The sequence below is a fragment of the Comamonas sp. 17RB genome (assembly GCF_030056555.1).
Classification (GTDB): domain Bacteria; phylum Pseudomonadota; class Gammaproteobacteria; order Burkholderiales; family Burkholderiaceae_C; genus Comamonas; species Comamonas terrigena.
The window spans coordinates 190,430-207,802 of the sequence record NZ_JASHHY010000010.1; the positions used below are offsets into that span (position 1 = coordinate 190,430).

Consider the following 17,373-nt stretch of genomic DNA (forward strand, 5'->3'; position numbering starts at 1 on the left):
TGTCCCCGTGCTTGTCCCTATGGGCTTCGCATGCGCCATGCATGTGAATCCCTGGAGACCCTGGCCCGCAGCGTCTGCTCGCAAACACCACTCCCCCCTGTCCTTCCACGAGACTTGCCATGCCCTTGAACGATCCTGCACACGCTTTTGTTCCCTACCCCGATGTGCCCGTGCCCCACGCCGGCACCGGCCCCCTGAGCGGTCTGTATTTCGGCGTCAAAGACCTGTTTGACGTGGCCGGCTACCCCACCGGAGGCGGCAACCCGCTGGTGCTGGCCATGTCGGGCATCAAGACCGCCAACGCCCCCACGGTGCAGAAGCTGCTGGATGCCGGCGCCGCACTGGCCGGCAAAACGGTGACGGACGAGCTGGCCTTCTCCATGAACGGCAACAACGCCCACTTTGGCGCCCCGCTGAACGGCGCGGCACCGGATCGCATCACCGGCGGCTCGTCATCCGGCTCGGCCTCGGCCGTGTCCAGCAGGCTGTGCGACTTTGCGCTGGGCACCGACACTGGCGGCTCCGTGCGCGCACCGGCCAGCCACTGCGGCCTGTACGGCATCCGCCCCACGCACGGCCGTGTCAGCCTGGCGTCGGCCCTGGCCCTGTGCCACAGCCTGGACACCTGCGGCTGGTTCGCCCGCGACGCCCACAGCTTTGCCCGCGTGGCCGATGTGCTGCTGGACGCGGACACCGCCCCGCTGCCGGCCGCGCCCCGCCTGCTGTCGCCCACCGATGTCTGGGGCCTGATCGCTCCCGCCGTGCGCCCGGCCTGGGACGGCGCGCTGCAGCAGATCGCACGCACCTTCGGCCCCAGCGCCGACACCGGCGTGGTGCTGGAATCGTTCGATGCCATGTACTGGGCCTTCCGCTACGTGCAGGGCCGCGAAGCCTGGATGACCGATGGCGCTTTCATCGAGCGCTACGCCCCCGTGCTGGGTCCCGGCGTAAAGGAGCGCTTTGCATGGTCCAAAGAAGTGACCGATGCCCAGTTCGTCCAGGCCAGCCAGTTCCGCGAACGCTTCCGCCAGCACCTGGCCGCTCTGCTGGGCGATGACGGCGTGCTGGTGCTGCCCACCATGCCCGACATTGCCCCGCTGCGCTCCGCCGACGAAGCGTCGCTGGAGGCCTACCGCAACAACGCCGTACAGATGCTGTGCATCGCCGGGCTCTCGGGCTTTCCGCAAATCTCGCTGCCGCTGGCCGGGCGCGAGGGGGCACCGCTGGGCATCTCGCTGCTGGGACCGAAGGGAAGTGACCGCAGCCTGATCGCGATGGCGGAAAAGCTGGCGCAGGCCTGAATCCGGCGCTGTCGGGGCGGTTCCCGACACCATCGCGTGGCGCGCAGCAGACCGGCCCTGAGCCGTCTGCTGCGAGGATCTGCACGCAAGCCCCTTCCGGGCTTCCCCACGGCCGTTGTGGGCCGCGGGGCGCCCATCTCTGCGGCATCTGCGCGCGCACCAGCCCATCGCGCTGCGGGCCGGCCGCTGGCCTTATGGCAGCAGCGCCACCGTCAGCGCGGGGTCCACGCCGCAGACATCGCAATCCACCTGCACGGCGCGCCGCTCCACCACCGCAAAATCCCCGCCTTCCACGGCCAGCAGCGCGTGGTGCCAGGTGCCTGGCGCCAGCACCACCCCCTGGCGGCCGTCGGTGACAAAGGCGTGCAGATCGCCTGCCTGCGGTGCCGGGCCCGGGCGGGCCACGACCACCACAAAGCGCTGCGTACCCAGCGGGACAAAGGTCTGGCTGCCCAGGGCATGGCGTTCCATCTCCACCACCTGCAGCGGAAATTGCCGCGCATGGGCACGAAACAGGGCCAGTGTGGGCACGCCGCCGTCGGCGGTGAGCTGCAGATCGGCCAGCAGGTCATAGCGCCGGGCATTGCCGCTGTTGATGCTGCGCTGCGGCAACGTGGCAGGCTGGTCGTCCACCGCCACGACCTGGCCAAAAGGGGCAAAGGCGGCAGGGGTCAGCGGCTGCGCCGCCAGCACCAGACCGGAGTCAATGGAAACAGCGGCAGAGGCCGTGGAAGAAAAGGAAGGGCTGTGCATGCCATTGCCCAAGCAATTGCAATGCCGGGTACCACTTGTCCACAGGCGCGCTGCGCCATGGTGCGTGGCCGCGCGTGAAAAGACTTTTTCACCCTGCGCTGCTGCCGCCACCAAGACCCAGGCATGCCGCAGCGGATGGTGGGTTCCAGCGCACCGCCGTTGCAAAACGCTTTTCAGCCGTGGCCCACACCGGCTGCCGGCGCAGCCGTCCCCCGGAAAGGCCTTACTTGGGTGCCCCCAGGCGCTGCTTGTCGCCTTCACCCTGTCCATCCGAGATAGCCGCTGCCTGGCCCGCGGCCGGGTTCACGGCGCCGCCGGCATCCTTGGGGCCTTCGCTCTTGGGCGCCGCTTCGGTGGCCGTGGCCTGGGGCAGGGCTGCCAGCGGCGGCAGCGGTGCGCGCAAGGCATCGGGCTTGGAGGGCGGCAACACGCTGTGGTCGGTGACGATGGGGTCACCAAACAGCGGTTTGCTGGGGATGGGCTGCTCAAAGTGCGTGGGGGCGGCCATGGGAAAGGCGTTGCCGGCATGCGCGTCCGGCTGGGGGCTGCAGGCGGCCAGCAGGGCGGTGGCGCAGGCGGTGGTCATCACGAAGCGGGTGGGCATGGAGGGCTTTCCTTTCCGGCCCCGGCAGGAGCCTGATCCGCCAGCATGCGCGCCTGGGCCGCGGCGGTCTGTAGGTCCAGGCCCCCAGGTGCGGCCTCCTGGCCATCCCGTGCTGTCTGCCGGGGCCCCTGCGGATGGAGGCCCTGCGGCGCATATGCCACCGGCGCAGATGTAAAAAAGGAGCGGCCCTTACGGGCCGCTCCATGAAAACAGTGCACCCACCAGGCCGCCGGCACCCATGCGGTGCCCGGCCTGGGAGGGGCTTATTCCAGCGTGATCTTGGCGGTCTTGATCACTTCGCGCCACTTGCCCACTTCACTGTTCAGGAACGCGGTGGAAGCCTTGGGATCCAGGCCCGAGGGCAGCACGCCACCGGCGTCCAGCTTGGCCTTCACGTCGGCGTCGGTCAGGGCCTTGGCGATTTCCTTGTACAGGCGGTCGATGATGGGCTGGGGCGTGCCGGCGGGCACGGCCGCCATGAACCAGGCGTCGGCCATGAAGCCCTTCAGGCCGGCCTCGGTGGTGGTGGGCACATCGGGCATGGAAGGCAGGCGTGTGTCATGGGCCACGGCCAGGGCGCGCACATTGCCGGCCTTGAGCTGCGAGTTGATGGTGACAGCGGTCAGGAAACCGAAGTCCGTCTCGCCCGCCACCAGCGACACCACGGACGGAGCGCTGCCCTTGTACGGCACATGGGTGACCTTGACCTTGGACTGGATGGCATACAGCTCGCCGCCCATGTGGTTGGGGCCGCCGGTGCCGGACGAGGGGTAGTTCAGCTTGCCGGGGTTGGCCTTGGCGGCCGCCGTCAGGTCGCCCAGCGATTTCAGCGGGCTGTTGGCGCCCACCGTCAGCACCAGCGGGCTGCGGCCCACCAGGCTGACCGGTGCCAGGTCCTTGAGCGGGTTGTAGGGCAGCTTGGGGTACAGGCCGGGGGCCATGGACATGCCGCCCACATCACCCAGCACCAGGGTGTAGCCGTCGGCCGGCGACTTGGCGACGCGGTCCACGCCGATGGTGCCGTTGGCACCCGGCTTGTTTTCCACCACCACCGAGATGTTCATGCTCTCGCTCATCTTCTGGGCCAGCAGACGGCCCACGATGTCGGTGGAGCCACCGGCCGAGAACGGAATCACCAGCGTGATGGGCTTGCTGGGGTAGTCCGCAGCGTGCACGGCAGGCGATGCCAGGGCCGCCACAGCGGCGGCCAGCCCGCACAGGGCGCGGACCGGGGAAATGGCGGCAAGACGGGAGAGCGATGTCGTCATCAGAACCTCTAATGCTGGTTTAGTGAAATTGAATTGCGCGCAGCATAGCCGCAAAAAGTGCCTGGCTGGATGAGGCTCAGCCAGGTTATGCGTTTTATTTATTTAAACCACCTGTTTTTTGCATTGATTTACTGCATGGTAGGTGAAGTAGTTTCTCTTTTCAGAGGGAGATGGCCCTGATATTTTTGATAGCGCCCAGCCTACAATGCCTCTTCAATTCCACTATTCGCCCCGATTGCACAGTGCCGCCATGGCGGCGGCCGGCCGAGGGCGAGAGATACCTCTGAAGTTTGGAGACGCTCGATGTCTGACGCCAAGGCCCCGACCCTGACCGATAAACGCGCCCTGCTGCGCCAGGCCGCCCTCGAATACCACGAGTTTCCCAAGCCCGGCAAGCTGCAGATTGCAGCCACCAAGCCCATGGCCAACCAGCGCGATCTGGCGCTGGCCTACTCGCCCGGCGTGGCGGCGCCCTGCGAGGAAATCGTCAAGGACCCTTCCACGGCCTTCAAGTACACCGGCCGCGGCAATCTGGTGGGCGTGATCTCCAACGGCACGGCCGTGCTGGGCCTGGGTGACATTGGCGCGCTGGCGTCCAAGCCGGTGATGGAAGGCAAGGCCGTCCTGTTCAAGAAGTTCGCCGGCGTCGATGTGTTCGACATCGAAATCAACGAAAAAGACCCGCAGAAGCTGGTCGAAGTGATCGCGGCCCTGGAGCCCACGTTCGGCGCGCTGAACCTGGAAGACATCAAGGCGCCCGAATGCTTCTACGTGGAGCGCGAGCTGCGCAAGCGCATGAACATTCCCGTCTTCCACGACGACCAGCACGGCACGGCCATCACGGTGGCCGCCGCCATGGTCAACGCGCTGAAGGTGGCGGGCAAGAAGATCGAAGAGATCAAGCTGGTGGCATCGGGCGCCGGTGCCGCCGCCCTGGCCTGCCTGAACCTGCTGCTGGAAGTGGGTCTCAAGCGCGAGAACGTGTTCGTCACCGACATCGCCGGCGTGGTCTACGAAGGCCGTACCGAGCTGATGGACGAGGACAAGGCCCTGTTCGCCCAGAAGACCGATCTGCGCACCCTGGGCCAGGTGATCGAAGGCGCGGACGCCTTCCTGGGTCTGTCCGCCGGCGGCGTGCTCAAGCAGGACATGGTGCAGAAGATGGCGGCCAAGCCCATCATCTTCGCGCTGGCCAACCCCAACCCCGAAATCATTCCCGAAGATGTGAAGGCGGTACGCGACGACGCCATCATCGCCACCGGCCGCACGGACTACCCCAACCAGGTGAACAACGTCCTGTGCTTCCCGTACATCTTCCGCGGCGCGCTGGACTGCGGCGCCACCACCATCACCACCGAGATGGAAATTGCGGCCGTGCACGCCATCGCCGCACTGGCCGAGGCCGAACAGTCCGAAGAAGTGGCCGCCGCCTATGTGGGCCAGGAGCTCACCTTCGGTCCGGAATACCTGATTCCCAAGCCTTTCGATCCGCGCCTGATGCTGATCGTGGCGCCCGCCGTGGCCCAGGCTGCCGCCGATTGCGGCGTGGCCCAGCGCCCCATCCAGGACATGGATGCCTACCGCGAGCACCTGAAGACCTTTGTCTACGCCTCGGGCTCGGTGATGAAGCCCATCTTCACCGTCGCCAAGAAGGCTGCCAAGAAGCGCGTGGCCTACGCCGAGGGCGAGGATGAACGCATTCTGCGCGCCTGCCAGATCGTGGTGGACGAACGCATCGCCCGCCCCACGCTGATCGGCCGCCCGGCCATCATTGCCCAGCGCGTCGAGAAGTTCGGCCTGCGCCTGAAGGAAGGCGTGGACTACGACGTGGTCAACGTGGAGCACGACGACCGCTACCGCGACTTCTGGCAGACCTACCACCGCATGACCGAGCGCAAGGGCGTGACCGAAGCCATTGCCAAGATCGAGATGCGCCGCCGCCTGACGCTTATCGGCGCGATGATGCTGGAAAAGGGCCAGGTCGACGGCCTGATCTGCGGCACCTGGAACAACACCGCCATCCACCTGCACTATATCGACCAGGTGATCGGCAAGCGTGCAGGCGCCACCACCTACGCCTGCATGAACGGCCTGCTGCTGCCGGACCGCCAGGTGTTCCTGGTGGACACGCACGTCAACTACGACCCTTCGGCCGAGCAACTGGCCGAGATCACCATCATGGCGGCCGAAGAAATGAAGCGCTTCGGCATCCACCCCAAGGTGGCGCTGCTGAGCCACTCCAACTTCGGCTCCAGCAACCAGCCCAGCGCCCTCAAGATGCGCGAGACGCTGGAGCTGCTGCGCATCCAGGCCCCCTGGCTGGAAGTGGACGGCGAGATGCACGGCGACGTGGCCATCGACAGCGACGCCCGCAAGAAGCTGATGCCCCACAGCACGCTGACCGGCGATGCCAACCTGCTGGTGCTGCCGAATATCGATGCGGCCAACATCTCCTACAACCTGCTCAAGCAGGTGGCAGGCGGCGGCATTGCCATCGGCCCGGTGCTGCTGGGCGCCGCCCAGCCGGTGCACGTGCTGACCCCCAGCACCACGGTGCGCCGCATCGTCAACATGACCGCCCTGACGGTGGCCGACGCCAACGCCGCCCGCGGCTGAACGGCCGGCCCCATGGGGGCCGTGCTACACAAACTTTACATTGATACGGCGCAAGCGCCGGCCTGGGACGACCTGGCCGGCGCTTGCTTTTTGGGGGGCGCTGCGTCACACTTACGGGTCGAAATTTCGGGCAAACCCGGGTTTTGGAAGGTGTTTATCGATGTTCCAGGCGGTTGCCAATCACGCGTTGCGCACAGGTATGGCCGTGCTGCTGGGTGCAGCTTGCGCCCTGCCGGGCACGTCTGCATTCGCGCGCGGCACATGGGATGCGGCCGTGGATGCGCCTGGCATCACGCTGCAGGAATTGCCCCCGCAGGGCCGCACCACCTACGCACTGATCCTGGAAGGCGGGCCGTTCCCGTATGACAAGGATGGTGCGGTGTTCGGCAACCGGGAGCGCGCCCTGCCTGCGAACCGGCGCGGCTATTACCGCGAATACACCGTCAAAACGCCCCGTTCCCGCGACCGAGGTGCACGCCGCATCGTCTGCGGCGGCCAGCAGCCGCAGCAACCCGATGCGTGCTACTACACCAGCGACCACTACAGCAGTTTCCGGAAGATCACGCCATGAGCTACCAGGACTTGGATTGGGACCGCCAGAGCAACGCCATGGGGAACTTCCTGGCCAGCCCGCCGTCCACCCCTGCATTGCAAAACCCCGCTTTCCTGGGGTTTGCACGAACAACAGAAAGTACCACGGAGATGGAAAAGCGCCCACTTCGTCCCGAGAACGATACCCCGCTGCGCGGGGTGCGCAGCAACATCGTGCAGTCGATCCGGGCCTTCCACATCCCCGATCTGCAGAAAGCCGCGGCCACGCTGGGTCAGCATTTCCTGTACGCCAACCTGGCCCACGCCCAGAACAAGCCTGACATCCTGGAGCTGATTTCCACCCAGTTCCACTTCCCTGCGCATTTCGGCAAAAACTTCGATGCGCTGTACGACTGCCTGACCGACCCCATCCACAAGGCCGGCCCGCAGCCGGGCTTCATCCTGGTGCTGGACCAGATCCCCACCACCACCAAGTTCGACAAGGAAGCGCGCGAGCAGTTTCTGGACTGCTTCCGCGATGCGGCCGAGTACTGGGCCGAGCGCAAGATCGCCTTCCGCTGCTTCTACTCCTTCCTGTAAGCGCCGCAGCGCCAGCCCCCATGCGAAAACGCCCGGTCACACCGGGCGTTTTCGTGTAGGGCCTCTGCCGGTTCCCGTGCACCGGGCGCCGTCGGCCTACAGGGGCCGCCGTGTGGTCAGGACAGGGCCGCCGCTAGGGCTTCGTACTCGCGCACCGGCACTTCCTCGGCGCGGCGCTGCAGGTCGAAGTCGCCCGCAAAGCCTTTTTCCTCCAGCCACTTGCCCAGGGTGTTGCGCAGGATCTTGCGGCGCTGGCTGAAGGCCACCCGCACCAGTTCCTCCAGCAGCTGCGGGTTCAGCGCCGCAGGCTCGGCCTTGGGCACCATGCGCACCACGGCACTGTTGACCTTGGGCGGCGGGTCAAAGCTCTCCGGCGGCACGAACAGCACGTTTTCCATGGCGTAGCGCCACTGCAGCATCACGGACAGGCGCCCGTAGTCGGACGAACCGGCATCGGCCACCATGCGGTCGATCACCTCTTTCTGCAGCATGAAATGCTGGTCCTGCACCACGTCCACGCAGTCCATCAAATGGAACAGGATGGGCGACGAGATGTTGTAGGGCAGATTGCCCACCACGCGCAGCCTGGGCACGCCCAGGCGCTGGGCCAGTGCCCGGAAATCCACCTTCAGCACATCGCTCTCGACCACGTCCAGCTCGGGCCGCAGACGCAGGCGCACGGCCAGGTCACGGTCCAGCTCGATGACGGTGATCTTGCCCAGGCGCTCCACCAGGGGCTGGGTCAGCGCCATCAGGCCGGGGCCGATCTCCACCACCGGCTCGCCGGCCTGGGGGTGGATGGCATCCACGATGGCGTCGATGATGCCGTGGTCGGTCAGAAAGTTCTGGCCAAAGCGCTTGCGGGGAATATGTTTCATGCCAAGCAAAAGCGGTGCCTCAGCACCGCTCGGTAAGAAAAAGAAAGGGGCACAGCCGGAATGATGGCACTCCCGCTGTGCCGACGGGGGCACAGGGGCATCCCGCCACCCGTACGCCCCTGTCCGCCGCGCTTACTGCGGCGGCTCGCGGTATTCCACATAGGTGCGGCCACGCAGCTCCTGCAGCCAGGTGTCGTAGTCTTTTTCGGTCTTCTGGGCCTTGACCACATCGCGCAGCATCTCGCGCTGCTCACGCTGGCTCAGCGCGGCCTGGCGGCGTTCCACCAACTGGATCAGGTGCACGCCAAAGCGCGAGACCACGGGAGGGCTGATTTCGCCGGGCTGCAGACGCTCCAGCACCTGCTCGAACTCGGGCACATAGCGGCCCGGGCCGGCCCAGCCCAGATCGCCGCCCTGGGCGGCACTGCCGTCCTGCGAATACTGGCGCGCCAGCGCTTCGAAAGTGGCATTGCCCTGGAGGATGCGGTTGCGCAGCTCGGCCAGGCGCTCGGCCGCTTCCCGCTCGTTCATCTGTGCGGAGGTGCGCAGCAGAATGTGGCGGGCATGGTTCTGCGCCACCACCATGGGGACGCCATCGGAGCTCTTGTCGATCACCTTCAGCACGTGGAAACCGGCTGGCGAGCGCACCGGCCCCACCACGCTGCCCACCGCCGCGCTGCGCACGGACTGCACAAACAGCTCGGGATAGCGGTCGGCCGGACGCAGGCCCAGGATGGGCGTTGTCTTGACATCGGAGAAGCGCTGGGCGGCTGCCTCGAAATCGCCGCTGCGGGCCGCCTGTGCGGCTTCCTCGGCACGTGCCTTGAGCTGCGCCACCTGCGCTTCGGAGGCGCCTTCGGGCACGGCCACCAGGATGTGGCCCAGGTTCAGTGCCGCCACAGCGGCATCGGTCTGCCCGGTCTTGCTGCGCTGCTCGCGCAGGTAGCGGTCGATGTCCTGTTCGCTGACCTTGACCCGGTTGTCCACTTCCCGCTCCCGCAGGCGCTGCAGCGTCATCTGGTTGCGCAGCTCGTCGCGGAACTTGGCTTCGGCGATGCCTTCCTTCTTCAGCTCGCGCAGCAGCTGGGCCTTGCTGATGCTGTTGTTGCGGGCCACGGCCTCCATGCCCTGGTCCACCGCGTAGTCATCGACCTTGATGCCGATTTCCTTGGCGTACTGGATCTGGGCCTTTTCCAGAATCAGGCGCTCCAGCACCTCGCGGGCCAGCTGTGCCTGGGGCGGACGCTGACCGCCTTCCTTGGCCAGACTGTCCTCGACCCGTGCCATGCGGGCACGCACTTCGTTGTTGGTCACCGGCTCGGAATTGACCACCGCCACGATGTAATCGGCCGAGCGCAGGCCCTGCGCAGCCGCTTCGCGGCGCAATTCGGGCGTCTGGGTTTGCTCCAGTGCGCGGGACATGCCCGGCGCACCGCTGGCACGCAGTCCCTGGGCCGAAGCACCCATGCCGGCCAAGGCCGACAGACACAGAACACTGGCGGACACCGCATGGCGCGGCAATGCAGAAAATCGCATGGAACGGATCATGGAAATCAATCGTAATTGCTGAAGCGGCTGGCAACAGAGTCGGTTCCGTCACGCAGGCCGCGGTAACGCGGAATCTGGTCTTTGAGGCTTTGCAGGGGATCGTTGCCCAGGCTCAGGCGCGAGAAGCCCACGAACTCGACCTGGAACATCAGCTTGGTCGCCGAAGAGCGGATGCTGTTCTGGTGGCGTTCCACCAGGACCCGGCCAATCCAGCAGCAGCTGTCGTACTCGAAGCCGACCACGGTGTCGATCATCTTGTTGTCCTGCATGCTGTAGTTCATCCGGCCCACGGTGTACCAGCGGCCCTCGCCCGGCAGGTTGCGGCGTGCTGGCGGGGTGAAGTCTCCCCCCAGCAGCGCGGCCACCGGCCACTGCCAGCCCACATCCACCTGTTCGCTGGAGCCCCGCTGCATGCGGTACGCCATGCTGATGGTTCGGTAGGGTCCCGGGCTGTAGCGGGCGCTGACCGTGGAGCGGGTGCTGCGGTTGGTGTCCTGGTTGTACTGCACCGTGCTGTCGAACGCCCAGCGCTGGTTCCAGTTGAAACCGGCCCCGAGCAGCAGGTCCGACAGGCTTTCGGTGCCCGGCACCTCGCCCGGCAGGGTCACGCGCTGGTCCTTGAAGCGCATGCGCTGGGCAATCCCCAGGCGCACCGCTTCCGCACCTGTCTGGCGGTCCAGCCAGCGGGTGGTCAGGCCCATGGTCAGCACATTGTTGTCGGCTATGCGGTCCTGGCCCACATAGCTGTTCTCCATGAAGATGGAGGCGAAGTTGAAGTCCGAACGCGCCGTGTCATAGACCGGCAGCATGGACTGGTCGCGGTATGGCGTGTAGGCGTAGAAGGCGCGCGGCTCCAGCGTCTGCACGTAATCCTTGCCGAAGAACGTGGTGTCGCGCTCGAACACCAGCCCGCTGTCCAGGCTGAACGTGGGCAGGGTGCGCTGGAAGCTGGTTTGGCCATTGATGACCGTGTTGTCCAGCTGGTAGCTGGTGGTGTGGATCTGCACCTTGGGCTTGATGAACCAGCCCGGCGCCAGGAAGGAGCGGCTCAGCTGGGCCAGGGCATAGCTGCGCTGGCCATTCCAGATGTGGTTGCTGCCATCGAGGTTGTGGGCGCGAAAACGCGTGGTGTCGGCTTCCCAGCTGAAATCCAGCCCGCCGGGCAGGTCGTAGGGGGTGTAGCGCCACACCAGCTGCGGCATGCGGTCAAAGGGCGGCACGATGGGCGAATCCACCTGCTGCTGCACCTGCCACTGCTGCATCAGCAGCGTCACGCTGTGGTCGTTGCGCGCCCAGCTCAGGGTCCCGGTGCTGGGCACCAGCCGCTCGCGCAGCAGCTTGCTGGCACGGGTGAAATCGCGCCAGTAGTTGCCATCGCTGACGCGGTTCACGTCAAAGCTCAGGCCCAGACCGCCGATCGGGGAATCGAAGGACTGACGGTGCTTCCAGGAATAACCCCAGCGGTCCCGGTCGCGCAGCTTGTCCTCGGGCATGGCCTCCAGCGTCAGTTCGCCGCTGTACTTCGGCTCCAGATAGCGGAATTCTCCGGCCAGCCCCAGGCCGCGCTTGCTCATCACCGTAGGGGTGAGGATGGCATCGCGGTTGGGCGCCAGATTCCAGTAGTACGGCTGGGCATATTCCATGCCGTTGACGCTGTCGATGCCGATGCTGGGAGGCAGCAGACCGGATTTGCGCTTGTCCGACAGCGGAAAGCTCACCGCGGGCACCGGCAGCACCGGCACGCCCTTGAACTCCAGCACGGCGTCCTTGGCATAGCCCACTTCTTCCGCGCGGTCCAGCTGGATGGTCTTGGCACGCAGCACCCAGTCGGGCTCCCAGCTGGCGGAATCGTCGCGCAGGCAGGTGGTGTAGGTGGCATCGTGCACGACGGAGCGGTCACGGTCGATGAAGTCCACCCGCGAGGCATCGCCATGCGCCTGGGTCTGCAGAAACTGGTAGCTGGCGTCGTTGAACTGGCCCTGGAAGGCGTCCACATGCAGCTTGAGCGCCGTGCCCTGGTACACATCTCCGCCCTTGTTGATGTGCACACTGCCTTCGGCGTCGACCAGATCCTCGGCCACGGAGTAGTCCACGCGGTCGGCGCGCACCACCATATCGCCCTTGCGCAGTTCGGCATTGCCGCTGACCTGGGCCCGCACGTCGGCCTGGCCGGTCACATGGTCACCGCGCACATAGGAGGGCAGTTGGTCCTCGACGGCCGCTGGCAGCTTTTCCAGCAGCTGGCTGCTGGGCTTGAGCTGCAGCGGCGGCAGATCACCGCCGCCGTCCGGGGGCGCGGTCTGCGCCCAGGCGCCGGAACAGGCCAGCAGGGCAGCGGCCGCCAGCGGACGCACAACGGCACCACGCGGTGGGGCGCACCGGGATGTCACGGAGAGGGCTGGGGGCAGCAAACGGGCAGACACGTTCAATGGTGGGCGAAGAAAAATCCGGGGGCACCCGGCTGGTGCCGGACGGTTTGTAGAATCCGATTATCCATGAGCGATTCCATCTCCCCCATTTCCAGCGTGGTATGGGCCGATCCGGCCCGCGAACACGCCTTCCAGACCTGGCTGACGCCCTTGGCTGTCCAGCATGGGCTGGAGCTGTCCACCCTGCGCCCGGCTTCGGCCGATGCAAGCTTTCGCCGCTATCTGCGCCTTGACCGCAGCGCAGGCGGCAGCCTGATCGTCATGGACGCCCCGCCGGACAAGGAGAACTGTACCCCTTTCGTCCAGGTGCAAGGCCTGATGCAGCAATCCGGCCTGAACGTGCCGGCCATCCTGGACTGGAACCAGCCCGACGGCTTCATGCTGCTCTCCGACATGGGCAGCCGCACGCTGATCGAGGTGCTGGACCCCGCCCGGCCCCAGGATGCCGAACTCTGGTACCGCCACGCCGTGGACCTGCTGCTGCAGTGGCAGCAGGCCTCCCGCCCCGGCGTGCTGCCGGCGTACGACGAGGCCCTGCTGCGCCGCGAGCTGCAGCTCTTCCCCGACTGGTATATCGCCCAGCACCGCCAGGTCACGCTGGACGACAAGCAGCAGGCCGTGCTGACCAAGGCGTTCGACCAGATCGTGGCGCACAACCTGCAGGCGCCCAGCGTCTATGTGCACCGCGACTTCATGGCACGCAATCTGATGCTGCCCAGCGACCCCACCCAGCCGCTGGCCGTGCTCGACTTCCAGGACGCGGTCTACGGTCCCGTCACCTACGATATCGCCAGCCTGCTGCGCGATGCCTTCCTGACCTGGGAAGAGGACTTTGTCATCGACATTACCGTGCGTTACTGGGAAAAAGCGCGCCGCTCGGGATTGATCGGCGCCAAGAGCGCCTCCGGCTGGGGCGATGACTTCGGCGAGTTCTACCGCGCCGTCGAATGGATGGGCCTGCAGCGCCACCTGAAGGTGGCCGGCATCTTTGCCCGGCTCACATTGCGCGACGGCAAGCCCAAGTACCTGGCGGATACGCCGCGCTTCATCCACTACATCCGCACCACCTGCAGCCGCTACCGCGAGCTGGCGCCGCTGCTGCGTCTGGTCGACCAGATCGAAGGCATCCAGGCCCAGGTCGGCTATGCCTACGGCCGGATGTGATCATCGGCTTGCACCGCACCCTCTGCACCTGCAGCGCCAGTTTCCGGGGCCCCTCATCTGACACTGGCTGCATACCCTCTTCACCCGTTTCTTCCTTGCCAGCACCCACCGCATGCCGCGCTTTCACTGCCCCCTGCCGCTGACCACCGGCGCCGAACTGGACCTGCCCGCCGGCGCTGCCCGCCATGTGCAGGTGCTGCGCATGCAGCCCGGCCACACCATCACCCTGTTCGACGGCAGCGGCGACGGCGAATGGAGCGCCACCATCCTGCAGATGGGCCGCAGCACGGTGCAGGTGCGTGTGGAGGCCTTCCACGCCACGGCGCGCGAAGCCTCCCGCCCGGTGCACCTGCTGGCCGGGATCACCGCCAACGAGCGCATGGACTGGCTGGTGGAAAAAGCCACCGAAATCGGTGTGGCCAGCATCACCCCGCTGCTGGCCGAACGCAGCGTGCTCAAGCTCAAGGGCGAGCGCGGTGACAAGAAGCGCAGCCACTGGCAGGCCGTGGCCGTGGCCGCCTGCGAGCAATGCGGTGGCAACCGCGTGCCCGCCATCCACCCGGCGATGACCCTGGCCGAATGGACCGCCGCCCACCCGCAGGCCGACTCCGCAGACACGCAGCGCGTACTGCTCTCGCTGGCCGAAGGCACACGCCCGCTGCTGCAGGCCGTGGCGGCCGGCCAGACACCGGTCCTGTTCCTGTCCGGCCCCGAAGGCGGCCTGTCTCCGGCCGAAGAGGCCCTGGCCCGCGCCCAGGGCTTTGCCCCGGTCACGCTGGGCCCGCGTGTGCTGCGCGCCGAAACCGCCCCCATCATGGCGCTGTCCGCACTGGTATTGGGTTGAACCCGCAAACGACCGTTCGTCGTGTCAACGTGGTAATTTTTGCCTGCGGCTCTGTCCAAGAGACGACATTTTCCTAGAATCCGGAAACATTTATTTACAACCGGACCCCTGCGCAGGTTACCCACCGGCGCAGCCCAGAAGGAAAGCTGCCGTGACATCCGCCACCGAGCCGCCTTCGCAGACGGCCCGCATACGGCGCTGGCTGCTGTCGGACGATCCGCACATCCGCACCCACACGGCCATGTCCGGCCTGGCCCTGGTGCTGATGGCGTGCTGCGTTGGCTTGCTGCTCTGGCTGGCCCTGAACAGCCACGCCCCCCTGTCCTGGGTCGTCAGCTGGAGCCTGGTGTCGCTGGGAGGCCTGCTGGCAGCCACCCTGGCCATCCGCCTGGGCTGGACACGCCGCCTGAACGACCCCTCGCTGACCCTGCCGCAGATGCTCTGGGCCATCACCAGCGCTGCCGTGGCCTATCTGGTGGTGGCCGATGCCCGCGACATGCTGCCCTGCATGGTGGCCATGGTGCTGCTGTTCGGTTCGCTGGGCCTGCGCATGCGCCAGATCGTGGGCATCACCGTGTACGCCTTCGTGGCCACCAGCACCGCCATGGTGCTGGCCCCCCGGCTGCTGAACCAGCCGGTGTCGGTGGTCGACGCCGCCCACGCCGTGATGCTGGCCGTGGTGCTGCTGGCCTGCATGGGGGTCAGCCTGCGCCTGCATTCCCTGCGCAGCCGGCTCCAGCAGCAGCGGCTGGCCTTGTCACGGGCCTTGGAGGAACACCGGGCCCTGGCATCGCGCGATGCGCTGACGGGCCTGCTCAACCGCCGCTCCATGCTGGAGCTGCTGGAGCTGGAACAGCGGCGCTGCGTGCGGGGCCAGCGCAGCATGGCCCTGGCCGTGCTGGACATTGACCACTTCAAACGCATCAACGACAACTACGGCCATGCCGTCGGCGACCGTGCGCTGCAGGCTTTTGCCCACACCGTGCGCCACACCGTGCGCGGCGGCGATGTGCTGGCCCGCTGGGGCGGCGAAGAATTCGTGCTGCTGCTGGGGGATGTGAACGACAACGCCGCCCTCAGCCTGCTGCAGCGCATTGGACACGCCGTTTCCCAGGCCGTCGTGGCCGATGCACCCGAAGGCCTGCGCATGACCGTCTCCACCGGCCTGACCGTGCACCTGCCCGGCGAATCGGTCGAAGCCACGCTGGAGCGCGCCGACCAGGCCCTCTACCGCGCCAAGCACCAGGGCCGCAACTGCGTGGTGCTGGCCGACCTGCAGGCACCGCCGCCGCCCCCTCCTCCGCCACCGCCGCTGGCCCCGGCCGGATTGACCGGGGGCCCCGCGGTGCCCCCGCAGACAGCGGCCTCCCTCCACTGACCCCTGCCCCCGGTGCAGGGCGCGCTGGTCTGCTCCAGGGCACGGAACGCCGCTCTATCCCGCGCGCAGTGGCCATCCTGCGCTACGCTGTGCGGTTTGGACGGCCCCGTGTCCCGGGCCGTCCGCCACCTTGGAGTTTCTGCATGACTGTTTCCACCTCCGGCCCCATCACCCGCCACCATGTGGGCGCTCGCCTGTCCGAGACCGCGGTCCACCACGGCACCGTCTACCTGGCCGGCCAGATCCCTGAAAACCACCCGGATGGCGACATGCGCGTGCAGACCCAGGAGGTGCTGGGCCATGTGGAGCGCCTGCTGAACGAAGCGGGCAGCAGCAAGGCCCACATCCTGTCGTGCAACATCTTCATCCGCAACGCGGCCGACATCACCGTGATGAACGAGGTCTGGGATGCCTGGATCGTGCCCGGCCACACCCCGCCCCGCTGCACCGTGATCGCCCCGGCCATCAACCCCCAGTACCTGATCGAGGTGGTGGTCATCGGCGCGCAGATCGCGGCCTGATACGGCCTAACGCGGCGGAAACTGCTGGTCGAGCCACTGCTGCAGCCGGGTGAACACCGGCGCCGCCAGGGCCTCGCTTTCGTTGAAGATCTCGTGGAACGCCGGTCCAAAGCACTGGGCCTGCAGCACCGCCGGTGGTGCCTGCCGGGCCAGGGCGGCACTGCCCGCCGGATCCACCACCCGGTCCTGCCCGGCCCACAGCAGCAAGGTAGGCGTGCGCCAGGCCGGCGCCCGGGCCACGACCCGCGCGCCGCCTTCGGCCATGTAGCGCGCCATCCGGCCGCTGATGCGCGGGTGCTGCAAGGGATCGCGGTCATAGGCCTGCACCACCGCCGGGTCGTGTGACAGATGGCGCGAATCCACGCCATTGTGGACGCGCAGATTCGGCAGCAGCCGGGGCAGACTGGCCAGCAAGGCTTTCTGCAACCCCGACAAATGCAGCGCCAGCGCGGGGGAGGACAGCACCAGGCCCTGCACCTGGCATGCACCGGATGCCACCGCGTCCGCCGCCACCAATCCGCCCATGCTGTGTCCCAGCAGCACCAGGGGCCGGGAGGCCGGCATGCCGGCACGGGTGGCGTCCAGCACCCGCGCCAGATCGTCCAGCAGCCGCCCGTCGCTGCTCAGGCCGCCCCGGGGGCCGCCCGACCGGCCGTGGCCATACTGGTCATAGGCCCGCACCGCCATGCCCCAGCCGTTCAATCGCTGCGCCAGCGCGGCATAGCGGCCGGCGTGCTCGCCCATGCCATGCACGATCAGCACCGTGGCACGCACCGCCGCCGCAGGCGCCAGCGGCCAGTCGTAGACCGCCAGGGGCGTACCGTCAGCAGCGGGCAGGAAAGTGGACTCTGTCGGATGCATACCGCGGGGCTCTCCTTGCAGTACTCGGCGCGGATGGGCCGGGAATATCAAAAAAATAGCTGCCTGCGCCCTTTGCG

15 protein-coding genes are annotated in these 17,373 nt (G+C 67.0%); 8 read left to right on the top strand and 7 right to left on the bottom strand.

What is annotated here, in order from left to right; genetic code table 11:
- Positions 1-119: 119 nt before the first annotated feature.
- On the top strand, positions 120-1,301 hold the full coding sequence (locus QM470_RS18455) for an amidase (RefSeq protein ID WP_283340262.1): 1,182 nt from the start codon (positions 120-122) through the stop codon (positions 1,299-1,301).
- A 192-nt stretch (positions 1,302-1,493) separates the two neighbouring features.
- Here QM470_RS18455 and QM470_RS18460 read toward each other — a convergent pair whose 3' ends face one another.
- From QM470_RS18460 to QM470_RS18470, 3 genes are all read right to left on the bottom strand, one after another.
- On the bottom strand, positions 1,494-2,054 hold the full coding sequence (locus tag QM470_RS18460) for an ureidoglycolate lyase (RefSeq protein ID WP_283340263.1): 561 nt from the start codon (positions 2,052-2,054) through the stop codon (positions 1,494-1,496).
- Between the two features lie 223 nt (positions 2,055-2,277).
- Positions 2,278-2,658, bottom strand: a complete 381-nt coding sequence (locus QM470_RS18465; RefSeq protein ID WP_283340264.1) for a hypothetical protein — start codon at positions 2,656-2,658, stop codon at positions 2,278-2,280.
- A gap of 263 nt (positions 2,659-2,921) precedes the next feature.
- The gene (locus QM470_RS18470) at positions 2,922-3,926 is read right to left on the bottom strand and encodes a Bug family tripartite tricarboxylate transporter substrate binding protein (RefSeq protein WP_283340265.1); all 1,005 of its coding nucleotides are present in this window, start codon (positions 3,924-3,926) and stop codon (positions 2,922-2,924) included.
- A 303-nt stretch (positions 3,927-4,229) separates the two neighbouring features.
- On the opposite strand from QM470_RS18470, the gene QM470_RS18475 reads away from it, so the two are divergent.
- The 3 genes from QM470_RS18475 (at position 4,230) to QM470_RS18485 (ending at position 7,673) form a co-directional block, all read left to right on the top strand.
- The gene (locus QM470_RS18475) at positions 4,230-6,542 is read left to right on the top strand and encodes an NADP-dependent malic enzyme (protein ID WP_283340266.1); all 2,313 of its coding nucleotides are present in this window, start codon (positions 4,230-4,232) and stop codon (positions 6,540-6,542) included.
- A gap of 160 nt (positions 6,543-6,702) precedes the next feature.
- Entirely contained in the window at positions 6,703-7,113 is a 411-nt protein-coding gene (locus tag QM470_RS18480; RefSeq protein WP_280012528.1) for a guanyl-specific ribonuclease, read from the top strand.
- 131 nt (positions 7,114-7,244) lie between these two features.
- On the top strand, positions 7,245-7,673 hold the full coding sequence (locus tag QM470_RS18485) for a barstar family protein (RefSeq protein ID WP_066538426.1): 429 nt from the start codon (positions 7,245-7,247) through the stop codon (positions 7,671-7,673).
- 116 nt (positions 7,674-7,789) lie between these two features.
- On the opposite strand, the gene rsmA is transcribed toward QM470_RS18485, so the two are convergent.
- The 3 genes from rsmA to QM470_RS18500 form a co-directional block, all read right to left on the bottom strand.
- Positions 7,790-8,551 (bottom strand): 16S rRNA (adenine(1518)-N(6)/adenine(1519)-N(6))-dimethyltransferase RsmA, encoded by a 762-nt coding sequence (rsmA, locus tag QM470_RS18490; RefSeq protein WP_283340267.1) that lies wholly within the window; start codon positions 8,549-8,551, stop codon positions 7,790-7,792.
- 132 nt (positions 8,552-8,683) lie between these two features.
- Positions 8,684-10,087 (bottom strand): peptidylprolyl isomerase, encoded by a 1,404-nt coding sequence (locus QM470_RS18495; RefSeq protein WP_283340268.1) that lies wholly within the window; start codon positions 10,085-10,087, stop codon positions 8,684-8,686.
- A 17-nt stretch (positions 10,088-10,104) separates the two neighbouring features.
- Entirely contained in the window at positions 10,105-12,522 is a 2,418-nt protein-coding gene (locus tag QM470_RS18500; RefSeq protein WP_502846857.1) for an LPS-assembly protein LptD, read from the bottom strand.
- Positions 12,523-12,594: 72 nt separating this feature from the next.
- Here QM470_RS18500 and QM470_RS18505 point away from each other — a divergent pair, with 72 nt between their 5' ends.
- The 4 genes from QM470_RS18505 (at position 12,595) to QM470_RS18520 (ending at position 16,435) form a co-directional block, all read left to right on the top strand.
- Positions 12,595-13,692, top strand: coding sequence for an aminoglycoside phosphotransferase family protein (locus QM470_RS18505; RefSeq protein WP_283340269.1), 1,098 nt, complete (start codon positions 12,595-12,597; stop codon positions 13,690-13,692).
- A gap of 112 nt (positions 13,693-13,804) precedes the next feature.
- On the top strand, positions 13,805-14,536 hold the full coding sequence (locus tag QM470_RS18510; protein WP_283340270.1) for a 16S rRNA (uracil(1498)-N(3))-methyltransferase: 732 nt from the start codon (positions 13,805-13,807) through the stop codon (positions 14,534-14,536).
- Between the two features lie 151 nt (positions 14,537-14,687).
- Positions 14,688-15,914 carry a GGDEF domain-containing protein gene (locus QM470_RS18515; RefSeq protein WP_283340271.1) on the top strand — a complete coding sequence of 409 codons (1,227 nt, stop codon included), beginning with the start codon at positions 14,688-14,690 and terminating at the stop codon, positions 15,912-15,914.
- 143 nt (positions 15,915-16,057) lie between these two features.
- Positions 16,058-16,435 carry a RidA family protein gene (locus tag QM470_RS18520; protein ID WP_066538300.1) on the top strand — a complete coding sequence of 126 codons (378 nt, stop codon included), beginning with the start codon at positions 16,058-16,060 and terminating at the stop codon, positions 16,433-16,435.
- Positions 16,436-16,441: 6 nt separating this feature from the next.
- Here the strand turns inward: QM470_RS18520 and QM470_RS18525 are convergent, their stop codons facing one another.
- Positions 16,442-17,296 (bottom strand): alpha/beta hydrolase, encoded by an 855-nt coding sequence (locus tag QM470_RS18525; protein WP_283340272.1) that lies wholly within the window; start codon positions 17,294-17,296, stop codon positions 16,442-16,444.
- Positions 17,297-17,373 lie beyond the last annotated feature (77 nt).